Source organism: Erythrobacter neustonensis (assembly GCF_001663175.1).
Taxonomy (GTDB): domain Bacteria; phylum Pseudomonadota; class Alphaproteobacteria; order Sphingomonadales; family Sphingomonadaceae; genus Erythrobacter; species Erythrobacter neustonensis.
Map to the genome: position 1 here is coordinate 1,600,377 of NZ_CP016033.1, position 16,432 is coordinate 1,616,808.

Here is a 16,432-nt window from a genome sequence, read left to right on the forward strand (position 1 = left end):
CACCATGAAGTTCGTCTTCGAACCCGACCTTGCGCACCAGAAGGCCGCGATCGACGCGGTGGTGGACCTGTTCGCCGGACAGCAGGAGCGCCAGTCGCTGTTCACCATCGCCCCCGGCCAGATCGCGGGCGAGCTCGAATACAACGAGAAGCTGCTCGGCTACGCCAACCGCTTCGACCTGCTGCCCGAACAGGTGCTGGCGAACCTCCACGCGGTGCAGGAGCGCAACGCCCTGCCGCTCTCGCCCGAGCTCGAGGTGAAGGGCGACAAGCGCAGCGGTGAGGGCGACTATGGCATGGACTTCACCGTCGAAATGGAGACGGGGACGGGCAAGACCTATGTCTACCTGCGCACGATCTTCGAGCTGAACCGGCGCTATGGCTTCACCAAGTTCGTGATCGTGGTGCCCTCGGTCGCGATCCGCGAGGGGGTGAAGAAGACGATCCAGCAGACCCGCGACCACTTCCGCCAGCTGTATGACGGGGTGCCGTTCGAAAGCTTCGTCTATGACAGCTCGGACCTGTCGCGCATCATCGACTTCGCCTCGTCCTCGTCGATCCGGGTGATGATCGCGACGGTGCAATCGCTGGGTTCGAAGGCGGCGGTATTCCAGCAGGCGCGCGAGCAGACGCGCGACATTCCGGGCGTGGAATGGGTGAAGAGCACGCGCCCGATCCTGATCGTGGACGAACCGCAATCGACGGGGCGGACAGCGGACAGCGCCGGGCGCAAGATCATGCGGGCAATGGAGCCGCTGGCGACCATCGGTTATTCGGCGACCCATGAATTCGCCTTCCACCCCATCTACCGCCTGGACGCGTTCGACGCCCACGACCGGGGACTGGTGAAGTCGATCGAGGTCGACGGTGCCCGAATTCAGGACGCGGAGAACAGCCCCTATGTGAGGCTGCTCGAGGTCGAAGTGCGCAAGGGCCAGCTCCCGCGCGCGCGAATCGAAATTGCCAGGCAGCAGGCGGGTTCGGTCTCGCGCAGGTCGGTATGGGTCGGCGATAATGACGTGCTGTCGGACACGCACATCTCCGGCGGGCGCACGATCTATAACGACTACCGCATCGGCATCATCCAGAAGATGGGCCGCAGCGCAGGGACGATGCAGCTGATGGTGCCAGGCCACGGCGTGGAGACGCTGGCGGTCGGCGAAAGCTGGGGCGATGTCGACCAGGCGTCCCTGGCACGGGCGATGATCCGCCAGACCATTGAGCATCATTTCGACAAGGAGCTGCGGAACGGTCCGCTCGGCATCAAGACGCTGAGCCTGTTCTTCGTGGAGGCGGTGAAGGACTACCGCCTGTATGACGAGCAGGGCAATGCCTCGCCCGGCCCGCTGGCGATCGCATTCGAGGAAGAATACGCGAAGCTCGCTGCCCTGCCGAAATACCAGACCCTGTTCTCCAAGGTGCCCGCGAACGCCGCAACCGCGCATGGGGGCTACTTCTCACAGGACAAGAACGGGCGCTTCACCGAGCCGTCGTTGAATGAGGCCGGGGAGCTGTCCAACGCGCGCTCGCGGGAAGAGGCAGAGCGCACCTTCGATCTGATCATGAAGGATAAGGAAAAGCTGCTCGACGAGGCCGAGCCGCTGCGATTCCTGTTCTCCCACTCGGCCCTGCGGGAAGGCTGGGACAACCCGAACGTGTTCCAGATCTGCAGCCTGCGGGAGATGTCGTCGGAGACCCGGCGCCGGCAATCGATCGGCCGCGGGCTGCGGCTCTGTGTGGACAAGCACGGGCAACGGCGGCGCGATGAGGGCCTGAATGTCCTGACCGTGGTGGCGCAGGAAAGCTTCTCCGAATACGCCGAGGGGCTTCAGCGCGAGATGGAGAAGGAGCTGAAGGTCAAGCTGGGGCTGGTGACCGAGGACCTGTTCGCCGGGCTGACCTACCCGATGCCGGGCGGCGAGGTCGGCACGCTCAAGGTGCGCGACAGCCGCGCCATCTTCGAGGGGCTGCTGAAGGCCGGGCTGATCGAGGACAACGGCAAGGCCAAGGAAGAGCTGCGAACTGCGCTCGCAACCAATACCGTCCCGCTGCCGGATGATCTGCCGGAAGAAGCTCGCAAGCTGGTCCGTGAACGCCTGACCCGGATCACGCGTAAGCTTCCCGTCCGCGATGCGCGCGCGAAAGGGCAGGTCAAATTCAATCTCGCCGTGCTGGAGGGGCATGACTTCCAGCAGCTGTGGAAGCGGATCAGCCGGAAGACGACCTACCGCCTCAAGTTCGACGATGCCGCCCTTGTGGCGCGATGTGCGAATGCGCTTGCGGACATGCCTCGACCGGGTGAGGCCCGGGTGACCTTCGAATTGGCCGACATGCTGATTGGCCGAGAGGGCGTGACCGGCGAGAAGCGGAGCACGTCGGCACCGCAGCGTCTTGTCACGGCCAAGCTCGACCTGCCCGATCTGCTCGGCGAGCTGCAGAACCGGACAGAGCTGCCGCGCAAGGTGATCGCGGAAATTCTTGTTCAATCCGGTCGGCTCGAAGACGCGACGATCAATCCGTCGGCCTTCGTCGACGCCGCGGCTGCGATCATCCAGGCCGGAAAGCGTCTGATGATGACGGACGGGATCGTCTACAAGCCGTTGGACGACTGGTGGGCACAGGACCTGTTCCGCGAGGAGGAGGAGGTTCCGCTCGACCGCATGGTGCAGGTGGCCCATGCCCCGCTCGACCACATCGTGACTGACTCGAACATCGAAGCAGCGATTGCGCAGGCGCTCGACATCAGCGGCGCGATCAAGGTGTTCGCCAAGCTTCCACAGGGCTTCAAGGTTACGACGCCTCTGGGCACATACAACCCCGACTGGGCGATCGTGCGCGAGTATGAGGACCGGGAAGACGTCTACCTGGTGAGTGAGAGTAAGGGTGACTTGAACACGCTACGAGAGGCTGAGAAGGCGCAAATCGCTTGTGGCAAGGCGCATTTCGCCGCACTTGAGGTGCCATTTGTAACGGCGACGAATCTGGACGGCATTCTCAGCCAGGTGTGATGTTGTCCGCCAGACGAGAGGGATTTGGTCAATCTCGGCCGAAATGTTCATCGTCGTTCGGCCAGATGCGCTGGATTTCACGCATTAGCACCTTGCGCATGGAAGCACGGGCGTGCTTGCTGCCCCTATCGAGGCCGTGACGCCTGTGCCCCGGATACGCACCCGCTGGGATAGCCACGTGAAAAGACGCTATGCCGCGAAATCCTGAAGCAGGTCAGGATCAATTATCCCATCAACGCACAGCGGCTTGCACACTGATTGCGCGGTGCACTTGAGGCGGCGGCGTAGCTGCAGGCACGCATACCGTGATAATCCGTCGGAAGTGGCGCAAGCTGTCGCACACACAACACTCCGCTCTATCCGAGGGGTGTGGACCCCGACGCGTTCGCCGGGGTCCATCATGTCATGCCGCCAATTGCTTCGGTCTCGTCAGCTTCGAGAGCCAAGCATTGGTCGGAAACCGTTCGGCAAGTGCGGTGACAACCGCTTCGTCACCAGCATCCGGGAAGCCAGGCGCCGATCCGGTCGCAAGGAAGTAGCGCCATGCGACCTGCGCGATTGTGCAGACGTCGGCCACCACCTGGGTCTCAACATGGTCCCATGCGCCGTGCCGAATCGCGAGTGAGATGTCCTTGGAAGGCATGGGCTTCGACACCACGCCGATCGCCTCGCAGAACTCCGGCAGGTGGACGTAGTGACCCAGCGAGCGCACAGCGCTCGCCAGATCCAGTCGCGTGCGTGCAAACGGTGCCGGATCGCGCAGCTGCGGAGGCAGGATCATCCCTCGCTCGATCGCGGCGCGCTTGAGGCAGAGGAAATCCTTGGTTTCCCCGCCCCAGCTTACGAGCCGGGCATCCTGGAACGTCGCACACATGGTGAAGAAGGCGCTGACGATGTCCGCTTCGGGGCGGTTCGTGATTGCTTCGGCATGGGTGAGGACAGGCCGGTCCATGTCCGGTGAGATCGTCAGCATGCACCATGCGCCTGCCACGATGCGGTGGAACGGCCACCGAACGAAGCCTTGCGTGGGATCGCTTTCCGCGACCTGATAGCGCTTGAACGCGTCGGTATCGTAGAGATACTCGAAATCGCAGATGATCACGCGCTGCCATGGGCTGGCACAGGCTCGATGGGCGAGGAACATTGCGGCTTCTTCGCCAAGCGCATTTGTCCGATGGCGAAGGTTTGCATCGTGCTCGGCAGGCAGAGTATCGGAAGTGTGGTCGGTCATTAGAACATCTCCGTGGGGCCGAATGCGCCGAGAGGGCGTGCGCGCTGCAATGCGGACCATGCCTGATAAGCTGCGGCGATCCGGGTTCGCTCGTGCATGTTTGGGCTCGAGAAAAGGTGGACGAGGTAGAGGGCCTGCGCCTCCGCATCGCAGCAGCGGGCCTGCTCCGCCGTGATGTCGTCCCTACCCGCGCGCCGGATGCCATATTGCCTCGCCACCGCTGCCATCGCTTCCTCGGGCACCGTGACAGGACGTACGTCGGCATCTGGCCTGATGGCGGCCAGCACCTGCGCATCGGTGGGTACCGGCATGGGCCGCCCCCGTGACAGATGGCGAATAAGCCCGCGCGGCAGTCGAGGTGCCCGCATGATGACCCGCGCGCCCGGCGGGATCATCGCCGCGATGTGCTCGATCGCAGCCTGACGCGAAAGTGCGGGCAGGACGACGGCCGTGCGGACGTCCAAGGTGGTGGCTTCCTCGTCATCGGTGACGACGAAGGCACCGGCGGCAACGGCTCGGCTGGCGGGCGCCAGTTCTGTGCAGTCGCGGATGATGGACAGCGCGCAGGTGACGGCTGGTGGGAAGTCAAAGGTATTCATGGGTATTCTCCAGATACAAGAACGGCGGCACCCGGAGGGCACCGCCGCAGATTTTCGAAGGTGTGGTTGAGGTCAGTGCGCCGCGGACGACGGCACTGCTGATGGCAGTGTCACAGCGGAGTATGGTGCCAGCTCGGCGAGAAGGTCATCAACCTCGCCTACCACCGCTTCGATGCCACGCTCGATCTCGCATTCCTCGGGCAGCGGCGCCGTGATCAGCTTGCCGCTTTCGAGCCGCCAGCCGTGACGGTGATCCGCTGATACGAGGACCACCCCCTGTCCGGGGCCAAACCGGGCCGGCTCGACCGTCCGTGCAATCGTGACCTTGCCGACGGTCGTGATCAGAGAGAGATAGCGCCGGATCGCACCACTGCGCTGCCGCTCGCTCACGGCAACGAGATAGTCGACGCCGGCCGCGCCCGCAGCTCGCACTAGGCTATTGAAGGTTCCGTCACCTTCGTCGACCAGCATGGCCGCTATGCGAAAGTGCGTGCCGACAGGAGCCGGCGGTAGGCCCATCAACTTTGCCAAGGCTGCAGCCAAGGCTCGATGCAGAGCGACCTCAGGGTGGTTCAAATTCATCTTCTGTCCTTTCGATGTGGACCCGCCACGCGAAAGGACCTTTTCCTCTCATCCGGGCGGATCACCCGCCCTGCTTCCCCTGACGACCATACCCTTGCGCGCCGGAGGTCTCGGTCGCGCGCCTTGCCACGCTGGCTGCTTCGGCAGTCGCGCCGTTATCGGAAGTTTCAGACAACCCTAGCGGAGCGTCCAAGGCCTCGCGAAGGCCGCTCCACGTCCTGGCTCTGCCGGACACTGCCTGGGGCTACACCCCCGGAGCCTGCGAAGGGGCGCCACAAAGGTGTATGCGAGTAGTGCATACACCTTTGTGGTATTGCGCCTGCAAACACATCTGCCCCTGCGGATGTGTTTGCGGTATTGCGCCTAAAAATTTTGGGCATTGGAGCCACAAAATGGACGTTTTGGGCAAAAAATGCCCTGCACGTTTTCCGCATCGTATGCAAAATGTGAGGTTTTATAGCCGTAGGCGTGACCGAGCGCGACCGCTTCAGACTTAAGAATGTCGATTTCTTGGATCATTCTGAATTCGATGCGTTCGAAATTTGCGCCGGATGCACGCTTTCGGCATCGTTCTTGATAAAGAATCCGAGCCATCAATAGCGGAAGACACGTTTTCCGCATCATTTTCAGAAAATGCCTCAGACGGCGAGTTTGCACGTTATTGGCATCATTCTCAAACCGCGGCTTGAGCTCAGAATCGCCATAACTCCACGCACGTTTCCTGCATCATTCTGTCAAAAATAGCGGTAGGCCAATACCGGGTCAGCACGTTTAACGCGTAATTCCTCAAGGTCGTTTAAGCCGAAACAGCCCAAAATGTACGTTTCTCGCATCATTCGTCATTTATCGTTGGACTTGTGATGAGAAGCTATGGCAAAATCCGTTTTCAGCATCACATATTTGTGAGCTGATGCCGTTGCTGGATAACGTAGCCGACCCCGATATTGGTCGCCTTTGCCCCGCACATGGGTCGGATTGCACGTTTCTCGCATCATTCACGTAGGGGTTCAGGGTATAAGCTGAACTCGGATTTGAGCCTTGGAAAGTCGAGCTATGGAACCTGAGACCACTCCCGAGACACCGGATAGCTCGCACCGCGATGCTGCCTCGAATTCCGCATCTCCGGTAGATTCGACGAGGGACGATCACGCTTCAGGCTCCGCTGCATCAGCTGACGACATCGATGACGGTTCGCTTTCTGGCTTGGCCAAGGCGAAGTCCGAGTATGCGAGGGATGCCAGGAAACGTGAGAGGTTCATGGCTTGGCTCGGGCTGGACGATGATGAGGCGATTGAGCTTTATCATCGTATGCGAATGTCGCAGATACCATCCGAGCATGCTTTGCTGGGTGCGACTGCGGAAGAGCGCCTCACGCGGATGAAGGAAACGGTTGAGGCCAAGCTTCGATCGTTACCCCGCTTCACCTACCCTGAGTTTCGCAGCCGGCTCAAAATCAATCAGCGTGTGAAGATAACTTCGGAGCTGTTTGACGTCGTACCGAACGATGCTGATGAGCTGGCGAAAATGGCGTTGCTCTCAGGTGAGATGATCACGCGGATGATCGACAAGATCGACGAGCAAATGGCTCTTCACCTGCAGATTGTCGATCGCCTCGAAGCCGCTCGACGGCTCGAGGAAAAGGCCATTGCATCGCCACCTGAATGGACGCTCGAAATAGCGCGAATGATTGAAAGCACCGGTTTCGATCGGCTTTCGATCAGATCGAAGGGTAAGGACATCGTACGTGATATCAGAAAGGTTCTCGAGCAGCACGGAAAGTCGCCCGAAAACGCCAGCGAGATGTTTGACCGCCTAGGTGACAGGCTGGCAGCGAATATCGACCGCGAGTTCTACGACGGTGACCTAGACGCGAACTCGCAGGTGCCGATTGACGAGGATTCGGAAACCGCGGTGATGATCGAGGGCACATCTGACGTTGTGCCTGATGAGTGGTCTCCAAGCGGCGGCTCAGCCGTGAGCGATCTTTCATCAGGACGCATGGCCGAAGCATTCTTTGCTGGTGACTTTGGGGCAAAGACGGCAACCGACCCCAAGCCTGATGAAGCCCGCCCGGACTGTCTCGCGGTTATCGCCGGTCTCGAAGACTTGATTCGATTCGATGCAATGTACAGCCAGTTCGACCGGCGGGAGCCTTCTCCGCTTAATAACTCATACATGGCTCGCATCGAGGAGCGCGACCGTTACAGCATGGCAATTGCCACGCTGATCAATGGCGTTCTTCCTGATGCGGCATGGCTGCGATACGAGGCGGTAGCCGGCGATTATGCGCTGGTGCAGATGAGGGGCCCCTCCAGCATTTTGCCGCGGTTGAATAATGCATTTGACTTAGCAATGCCTGGCACTGGCGCGATATCTGGGATGCTACCGCCTTATGCGTCGATGGCGCGGTATGGCGAGATCGTGGGAGCCACCGAGGCGGAGCTGCGCAGTTTGGCGGCATGGGATGCTGCGGGCACGGGCCCTGCGCATTTGCGGCCTGCCGTTCTGAACGGGACTAACGGTGATCCGGTTCAGGCCTATGAGGTCATGAAGCATGCGGTACACGTGCATCTGTCGAAAGTGTTGGGCTACGACGAAGCGGCCCAGATATCGCCCTTGGCTCGGGAGCACGTGGCACGGTTCTGGCTGTTCCTGGTGCTAGGCCGGATGCGCAACCCGCAACTTGATCGGTTGTGGCCGGACGGTTTCTTCCATGGTGTGGAAGGACATGATGTCGGTCTCGGCAACCACGGGTATTTGCGATTGCTGCGGATGAACACGGGATCGATTGACGCGTCGATCGTGTAGATGATTGTCCGCTTTTGGTCCGAGCGATAGCGCCGCTTATGACGGGAGTTGGGTGGAAAGCTATCAAGAACGCGGAAGCTCGGATCCGTCCAGCGATCAAGCCTTCCGAATCTTGCCAGAGGGGCGCTGCCAAGGCCTCGTCGCGTGCCAGCGCAGAAGGGTCGGGACGATGTAGGGGCGCACGGCCGTATGCGGCCCCGCGCTTGTTCCTCAAGCGCTTGGACAGATGGTCACCCCACCCGGACAACATGTCGTCCACGCTCGTCTTGCACGAAGATCGTCGTGCGGCCGGTGAACCGCTCGATGAGCGTCGCCGCAGTGCGCGTGTGATCGCTGATCTTCACGCTGGTGAACGCGCCCCCTCCGGCGATCGCCATGGGCAGCAGGAGCTGGTCCTGGAGGTAGGGGCCGGCGAAGGCCCCTGATGCCTCGTAGCCCGCCATGCGCTTGCCTGCGGTCGCCCCGATCTTCTCGGCGGACAGGCCAAGCTTGCCGAAGCCCGAGACCACCTCGGTGACGTGCTCGAAGGGAGCCTCGAGCAGCATCGCCACCCCAGGCCCCTGATCGGCAGGAAGCTGGCGCAGCGTGATGCTGTCGGGCTCCCAGCCGGGCAGCGCCTTCATCGCCGCCTTGCGGATGCGCTGAGCGATACCTTCGTCGAGCGAGGCGAACAGCACGGTGCCGGACTGCGCGAGCGGTGCCCCGCGTTCATGGCATTCGATGCGACGAAGCGGTGCGGGTTCGATCTCGATCTCGATGCGGCCGCCCCCGCGCGGGAAGAAGCCGTGGCGCTTGATGGTCGCGGAGACGCGCGGCCCCATCCGCTCGAACACCGGCAGGAAGCAGCGCGCCATGAACTCGAACGGCGGTGCCATGGCCGCATGAGTGCCGCCCTCGATCACGAGATGCGAGGGGGCGCCAGCGAGAGCCAAGGGCACCAGCAGCGTCTGAAGGACGAGCGCGGTCGATCCCGCCGTGCCCACGGCAAAGCGGTATTCGCCGGGCTGCACCGAGCCGGGACGGAAGGTGATCCGGTTTGAGCCGAGCTCCAGCCCCTCGCACTGCGCACCGCCGACCGCGCACGCGGCCTCGATCGCGGTCATGTGCTGGCGCATCAGCCCCGGCTGATCGCGGCCCGCGCGGATCTTCTCGATGGTGAAAGGCTCTCCGGTGAGGAGCGAAAGCGCGCAGGCATAGCGCAGCACCTGCCCGCCGCCTTCGCCCTCGGAGCCGTCGATGATGATCATTTTCGTTCTTCTTGGTCTGGCGCATGCGTCAAGGGGATCACCCCTTCACGCACACCACCTGCTTCAGCATATGCACGATTTCGACCAGATCGGCCTGTGCGGCCATCACTTTCTCGATCGGCTTGTAGGCGCGCGGTGTTTCGTCGATCACGCCTTCGTCCTTGCGGCAGGCGATGCCCGCCGTGTCGGCGATGTGCTCGTCGAGCGTGACCAGCTTCTTGGCTTCGGTGCGCGACATGATGCGTCCCGCCCCGTGCGAGCAGCTGTCGAAGCTGTCGGGGTTGCCCAGCCCGCGCACGATGAAGCTTTTCGCCCCCATCGAGCCCGGGATGATCCCCAGCGTGCCCTTGGCCGCACGCACCGCCCCTTTGCGGGTAACGAGCACGTTCTCTCCGAAGTGGTTCTCGCGCGTCACGTAGTTGTGGTGGCAGTTCACCGCCTCGCACGCCGCCTCGAAGGGCTTGGCGATCTGCGACCGCAGGGCGGCTATGACGTGGGTCATCATCACCTGGCGGTTCAGCCGCGCGAAGTCTTGCGCCCACTCGACCGCCTCAACATAGTCGTCGAAGTGGTCGGTCCCTTCCGGGAAGTAGGCGAGGTCCGCGTCGGGCAGGTTGATGTGCCACTTGCGCATGTCCTGCTTGGCAAGCTCGATGAAGAACGTCCCGATGGCGTTCCCCACCCCGCGGCTGCCGGAATGGAGCATCACCCACACAGCTTGCGCCTCGTCGAGGCACAGTTCGATGAAGTGGTTGCCCGTCCCGAGCGTGCCCAAATGCACCAGATGGTTGGTGCGTTCGAGCCGCGGATATTTCGCCACGATGCGGTCGAACCGGCGCACCAGCGTTGCCCAGGCTTCGATCACCTCGGACGGCGGATCGCCCCAGGCACCCTTGTCACGTCCACCGCGCCCCGAGGAGCGCCCATGCGGCACCGCGCGCTCGATCGCCGAGCGGATACCTTCGAGGTTGTCCGGCAGGTCGCTCGCCATAAGCGAGGTGCGCGCGGCCATCATCCCGCAGCCGATGTCGACACCGACGGCGGCGGGGATCACGGCGCCCTTGGTGGGGATCACCGATCCGACGGTCGCCCCGATCCCGACATGCACGTCCGGCATGGCCGCGACGTGCTTGAAGATGAAGGGCATTTGCGCCGCCCGGGCGAGCTGGGCGCGCGCCTTGTCGTCAACCGGAACGCCGCGAGTCCACGCCTTGATCGGCGCGCCGCCTTCGACTTCGTGCAGTTCGTATCCGGTCATTGTTCCAATCCTTGTGGCAGAGGTCTTGGGGTGGCCGGCCCATTCCGGCCACCCCGGCCTCGTCGCTGCCGGGCTGTTCGACCGACCCGGCGCTCATGACATAGCAGCGCGCGTGCCAAACCACTGAGTGGCTGCAAATTGTCGTCTATATCTCTGACATAGAACATTTTTTAGCGAAATTCCCGATGCGGACTTCTTTCCGGCCTGTCGCGAATTCCTATCGCATTCTATCAGCATTTATCCTATAGGATAGCAATGGCACGCACCACAGTGATCGGCTTCCTCGGCAGCACGCTTGACGCCAGCAAGCGCGATTCCTCGCGCTGGCACAAGTGGCGCCCCACCGTGGGCCTGTGCATGCATCAGGATTTGAGGGTCGATCGCCTCGTGCTGCTGCACGGTGCGAAACACTCAGACCTCGCCCGCTTTATCACCGCCGACATCGCCTCGGTTTCGCCCGAGACGAAGGTCGAACCGCACCTCGTCCACTTCGACGACGCATGGGACTTCGAGGAGGTCTACACTGGGCTTCTCGATTTCGCGCAAGGCTTTGCCTTCGACCCGGAGGCGGAGGATTACCTCGTTCACATCACCACCGGCACACACGTCGCGCAGATCTGCCTGTTCCTGCTGGCCGAAGCGCGCTTCATCCCCGGCAAGCTGCTCCAAACCCAGCCGACGCGCGGAATGCCCGATCCGGTGGGGACTTGGAACGCTATCGACCTAAACCTGTCGCGCTACGACAGCATCGCGCGCCGCTTTGCCGAAGCCCAGCAGGACAGCGCCTCCCTGCTAAAGAGCGGGATCGCGACGCGCAACGCCGCCTTCAACAGTATGATTGCCGAGATCGAACAGGTCGCCTCGCGCAGCGCCGCGCCCATGCTGCTGATGGGGCCGACCGGCGCGGGCAAGAGCCAGCTCGCGCGGCGCATCTACGAATTGAAGGCCAGCCGCCATCGCCTGTCCGGCCCGTTCGTGGAGGTGAACTGCGCAACGCTCAAAGGCGACAGCGCGATGTCGGCGCTGTTCGGGCACCGCAAGGGCGCTTTCACCGGCGCAATGGCCGATCGCCCAGGGCTGCTGCGCAGCGCGGACGGCGGAATGCTGTTCCTCGACGAGATCGGCGAGCTCGGCCTCGACGAACAGGCGATGATCCTGCGCGCGGTCGAGGAGGGGCGCTTCCTGCCCCTGGGCGCCGACAAGGAGGTGACGAGCCGCTTCCAACTTATCGCCGGGACCAACCGCGAGGTGCTCGCCGAGGTCACGGCGGGGCGTTTTCGCGAGGACCTCTTCGCGCGCCTCAACCTCTGGACCTTCCGCCTGCCCAGCTTGGCCGAACGGCCCGAGGATATCGAACCCAACCTCGAATACGAGATGGAGCGCTTCGCCGCGGCGCAGGACCTGCGGGTTACCTTCAACAAGGAGGCGCGCGAAGCCTATCTCGCCTTCGCCACCAGCCCTGCCGCCCTTTGGCGGGGCAATTTCCGTGACCTGTCAGCGAGCGTCACGCGCATGGCGACTCTCGCGCCTGCAGGACGGATCGACATGGCGACCGTCGATCAGGAAATCGCGCGGCTCAGGCTGCTGTGGTCGAAGGGCGCATCGGGCGAGCCCGACGTCCTTGCTGACGTCCTCGGCACTGCGGAACTGGCGAGCCTCGATCCATTCGACCGCGCGCAGCTCCTGGCGGTCGTGCGCGTTTGCCGCCGGAGCGCGAGCCTGTCGGAGGCAGGACGCACTTTGTTCGCCGCCTCGCGCCAGCGCCGCAGCTCGACCAACGACGCCGATCGCCTGCGCAAGTATCTCGCGCGGTTCGGGCTCAGCTTCGACAGTGTGCAGGTTCTGCAGCGTTCCTCTGAAGTGTAGGCCAACTTAGGGAGCGGCGCCTCCCGACCCAACATACGCCGTTCCGACGACGTAATCGGAACGACAGCTCACGCCGCAAGCGGACTATGGGCAGCTGCGCAAATGCTCATTACTCGCCACGACCATCAAGGCTGATGCCCGCTACGTCAGTCCGCATCGGCGTTGATCGCAGCCGCGTTGATACCCGAGACGATCAAGGACGCCCTCGAGCGCGAGCTGAAGCGTCAGGGCGTTGGGCGTTGGGATCAGCTAGTCGAGATCAGCGATATACCTCTACGGCGTTGATCGTCAAAAGCGCAACGGTGATCAGTTGCCGCGGCGCCGATGCAGGGGCTCCAGCAGGCTGACCATTTGATCGAGCATGTCTGGTCCAGTCCGGCGTGGCATAGGTTCGTCGGCATAGTCTTGGTGCGGGCGCACACCGTTGTGCGTAAGTTCACCGGCGCCGAGCTGGATCAGCTCCATCACGAACGGGTCCTTGCCGCGCTCGTCGAAAGACAGCGCCGCCTTTGCGCCGAGACCGGCGATTACGTCACACAGCTGAACCGCCGCAGAGTCATGCGACCGCACGGCGGTGGTGGAGCGCACGCGGAGCGGGAATTCGACACTCGTCCCGTCGCCCATTATCACGGGGCCGGGTTCGCATTCGTCGCGCAGGATCGTCTCCCACACATCGCGTTGCCGAAGGAAGTTGCTGGATTCGTCATGCACGACGTGGAAGTCTTCGGGCCTCTGCTGCCGCCAGTGCACGACGGTTGACACGACTGCGGTGAGTTGGATTTCGCTGCTGTCCTTGAACGTCTCCAGGTCGGGATTGGAGATCTCGAACGTCCTAGCGGCCTCAGCGAGCATAGTGAAGACCGTCGATATCGGGTGCTTGGTACTGTTCGCAGTCTGCGTGAGGTGCGTGCGCAGTGCATTCATGGTATCTCGCTTGGGCGCGCGAGCGAACGCATCCCAGCGGCTGGCTGTCTCGTCGTATAGCGACTCCCCGCCGAAGCGGCGGAGATCGCGGTGGATCGTGTTCATGTATCGGCGGGCATAGCCGTTGCCGTAATAGTCGTAGCCACCTGCGGTGAAAATGGGTTCCAGCAGATAGTCGAACATCTTGACGATCAACGAGAAGCGCTTGTCGATGATGTAGAGGAACAGCCGGTCGGCGATGGCCGGGATCTCGCCTGACAGTGAGCGCAGGCCGTTCCGATGGGTGTCGCGCTTCCAGATGTTGCCGAACTTGAACTCCGCCCCTTGGTAGCGCGGGAAGCACCGGCGCAGGATAGCTGCGGCTTCTTCGTCGTCGATCAGCGACGATGCGATAGTGAAGAACGGTTGGTCGGGATTGTATAGGTCGTCGCCCGTGTAGCCGGACTCATCGATGTAGATCGTCGTCATGCGCATGATGTGGGTAACGAGCCGCCATTGCGGAAGGTCTCGCTCCGCCAGATCCGTTGAGAGATACGCTGCTTGTGTCGATGGCCCGAATCGCTGCATTCGCATGTGGCGAGGGGGAACCCGATCTATTAGCTTCCTGGCATGGCTACGAACATCACCAGCGCCGAAGAACTCGCGCGCGCGCATCGCGATGGCAAAATCGCCGCCGAGACATTTGATGAAACCCTGCGGGAGCTCGTCGAGTCGATAGTGGCCGCCGATGCCGTAGAGGTCTTAGCCCGTGCCGGCTTTCACCTGCTTATGCGCGGTCCCGACCGCCCCGAACAGGTCGGGAAGGAAGGTGTTGAACTTTCCCACCTCGAACTGATCCAGGCGCTTGCACTGTCGACGGCGCGGGGCGGAGGAGAGGCCGACACCGACTATCCGGCGATCACGTCCAGGGTGCTCAACCTGATCGGGCGCAATGTGGCTGCGTATCGTGATCGCACCAAGCTGAAACTGAACGGCGACCAAGCGCATGATGAGCGCACACGCCTGCTCGCACTGATACAGAGCTGGACGCTAGCGGTTCGCGGCGCTCGGCATGAATTCCAAACACGTCGCTACGCCTTTGCGCTTGCAAAGATCGTGGATGCTTCCTTCCACCATCATCATGGCTGCACGGCTACCAGTTGGGTTCAGGCGATCGGACGATTCTACGATCTTGTAGAGGAACGTCTCCAAGCCGAGCGCGCATCCCTCCGCCGCTGGGTTCGCAAGAAATCTGGCATCGCAATGATCCACGCCTTCGTTGAGGGTCTAGACGACACAATGGCTGCCGAGATCTCGACGGCTGCTATGCCGTATCGCTATGATCGTGATCACGTCACCGCGCTGCTGATAAACCGGTTCGAGCAACGGCTTAGCGGCGCGTTTACGCTGCGCTATGAGGACTTGGTCGGCGAGACACCGACGAAAGAACGGGATGCTCTGATCTGCCTCCTACGCCGATGCGCCCTGCGGTTCGGTGAGGTTGACAACTCGGCGCTTGAACGCCTCCATCTCGACAATCCCGTGCGCATGAGGCCGTTCATCGAGCTCGACGCCAAAAGCTTCTTTTGCCCAGTGCCTCATATTCTTGGCGTCCAGATGAGCGAGATTCTCGAGGATTTGTGCGGCATTAACTTAACGCTTAAAGAAAAGGCCGAGAAGGCGAGAGCGGACCTGCTCGAAGAGCAACTCGCGGATGTCGTCCGACGCTTCCTGCCAAGCGCCCAAGTGCGCGAGAAGGTGAAGTGGAGCGAGGATGGCGGGATCACAACTTGGGAGTCCGACCTTGTTGCAGTGATCGACAAGACCGTCCTAGTGTTCGAGGCCAAATCGGCGAAGATCAGCTCGGCGGCGCGTCGAGGCGCCGTCAACAGCCTGAAAGACGCCCTAAAGGAGCTTGTAGTCAAGCCGTCACGCCAGTCGCTGCGCTTCAAAGCGCGGGTCAACAACGCAGACGATCCGCTCCAATTCGACACTGCCCAAGGCCCCTTCACGATTGATGCAGGCGCCATACGGGCGGTCATCCGAGTAAACATCTTGCAGGATCCTGTCGGGCCGCTCTCCTCGCACTGGCCGCAGCTTGCCCGCGCGGGTTTCGTGCCGGCCGAGCTCGACATCGCACCCTCAATGACCGTCTTCGACCTTGAAACCGTGTTCGAGACGCTTTCACTCGAGATCGAGCGCTGTCATTATCTCGCCCGTCGCGCCGAATTGGAGCGCAACGCCGTTTACACGGCTGATGAGCTCGACCTCCTCGCGGTTTATCAAGAACATCAATTTAACATTGGTGAGGCCGAATTCGACGGCACCCGCCTCGAATGGTATGGGGCTTCGCTTAGGCTTACCCCGGAATATTCGGCCCGTAGGGCAGAGGGGACACTTTCTGTTCAGATGCAGCGGACCGGCTTCTGGACAGGTATGCTCGTGTCGCTCGAGCAGAAGCGGGAGGTGGGCTGGATCCGTCTTGGGCATCGACTGCTCAACGCCAATGTGAACGTCCAGCGCCGTGTCGAGCGCCTATACCAAAAGGGCATGCAGGCAGTCTCTCGGGATCCTGGCAAGTTCTTCACTTCCGGAGTGTCGTTCGGATCTAGGTTCCGGCTCGACACTATCTCCGTGAGTGTCGGTGCGCCCGACTCGCCTGAGCAGTTCGAGGCTAACCTCCAATACGCAGCGAAAAGCGCATTCGAACAGGGAGGACAGAACTCGCTTTTGGCAGTCTACTGGTTCGTTCCTAAGTCGGGTGAAGCATATGACTTCATCGGCGTGATGGGCAGACAAAGGACTGCCAGTGGCGTCGTCAGAGAAGTTTAACAGGAGGCCAGCCAAAAGGATTGTGATCGGACTACTTACTGGGTGATCACGGCTCCAAGCCTAATCCCCGCCACTTTCCTCACTCGACCGCCTGAACAC

At 61.9% G+C, this 16,432-nt stretch carries 11 protein-coding genes; 4 read left to right on the forward strand and 7 right to left on the reverse strand.

Annotation, left to right across the window (positions count from 1 at the left end; translation table 11 throughout):
• The first annotated feature begins 4 nt into the window (after positions 1 to 4).
• Positions 5 to 3,007, forward strand: coding sequence for a type III restriction-modification system endonuclease (locus A9D12_RS07440; RefSeq protein WP_068350714.1), 3,003 nt, complete (start codon positions 5 to 7; stop codon positions 3,005 to 3,007).
• A gap of 403 nt (positions 3,008 to 3,410) precedes the next feature.
• Here A9D12_RS07440 and A9D12_RS07445 read toward each other — a convergent pair whose 3' ends face one another.
• From A9D12_RS07445 to A9D12_RS14875, 4 genes are all read right to left on the reverse strand, one after another.
• A complete protein-coding gene (locus tag A9D12_RS07445; protein ID WP_197489787.1) occupies positions 3,411 to 4,151 on the reverse strand; it encodes a 3'-5' exonuclease family protein in 741 nt (246 codons plus the stop codon).
• Positions 4,152 to 4,237: 86 nt separating this feature from the next.
• A complete protein-coding gene (locus A9D12_RS07450; protein WP_068350716.1) occupies positions 4,238 to 4,837 on the reverse strand; it encodes a hypothetical protein in 600 nt (199 codons plus the stop codon).
• 72 nt (positions 4,838 to 4,909) lie between these two features.
• Positions 4,910 to 5,308 (reverse strand): hypothetical protein, encoded by a 399-nt coding sequence (locus A9D12_RS07455; protein ID WP_068350717.1) that lies wholly within the window; start codon positions 5,306 to 5,308, stop codon positions 4,910 to 4,912.
• Between the two features lie 474 nt (positions 5,309 to 5,782).
• Positions 5,783 to 5,938 (reverse strand): hypothetical protein, encoded by a 156-nt coding sequence (locus A9D12_RS14875; protein ID WP_197489788.1) that lies wholly within the window; start codon positions 5,936 to 5,938, stop codon positions 5,783 to 5,785.
• Between the two features lie 534 nt (positions 5,939 to 6,472).
• Between A9D12_RS14875 and A9D12_RS07460 the strand changes: the two genes are divergently transcribed.
• A complete protein-coding gene (locus A9D12_RS07460; RefSeq protein ID WP_156522826.1) occupies positions 6,473 to 8,227 on the forward strand; it encodes a hypothetical protein in 1,755 nt (584 codons plus the stop codon).
• Positions 8,228 to 8,457: 230 nt separating this feature from the next.
• On the opposite strand, the gene rtcA is transcribed toward A9D12_RS07460, so the two are convergent.
• Together rtcA and A9D12_RS07470 are read right to left on the reverse strand one after the other, a co-directional pair.
• A complete protein-coding gene (rtcA, locus tag A9D12_RS07465) occupies positions 8,458 to 9,474 on the reverse strand; it encodes an RNA 3'-terminal phosphate cyclase (protein ID WP_068350719.1) in 1,017 nt (338 codons plus the stop codon).
• 37 nt (positions 9,475 to 9,511) lie between these two features.
• Positions 9,512 to 10,732, reverse strand: coding sequence for an RtcB family protein (locus A9D12_RS07470; RefSeq protein ID WP_068350720.1), 1,221 nt, complete (start codon positions 10,730 to 10,732; stop codon positions 9,512 to 9,514).
• 255 nt (positions 10,733 to 10,987) lie between these two features.
• Between A9D12_RS07470 and rtcR the strand changes: the two genes are divergently transcribed.
• Complete coding sequence (rtcR, locus tag A9D12_RS07475; RefSeq protein WP_068350721.1) at positions 10,988 to 12,598, forward strand: RNA repair transcriptional activator RtcR; 1,611 nt, start codon at positions 10,988 to 10,990, stop codon at positions 12,596 to 12,598.
• 306 nt (positions 12,599 to 12,904) lie between these two features.
• Here rtcR and A9D12_RS07480 read toward each other — a convergent pair whose 3' ends face one another.
• Positions 12,905 to 13,990, reverse strand: a complete 1,086-nt coding sequence (locus A9D12_RS07480; RefSeq protein WP_197489789.1) for a DUF3800 domain-containing protein — start codon at positions 13,988 to 13,990, stop codon at positions 12,905 to 12,907.
• A gap of 141 nt (positions 13,991 to 14,131) precedes the next feature.
• Here A9D12_RS07480 and A9D12_RS07485 point away from each other — a divergent pair, with 141 nt between their 5' ends.
• Entirely contained in the window at positions 14,132 to 16,333 is a 2,202-nt protein-coding gene (locus A9D12_RS07485) for a hypothetical protein (RefSeq protein ID WP_068350723.1), read from the forward strand.
• The last annotated feature ends 99 nt before the right edge of the window (positions 16,334 to 16,432 follow it).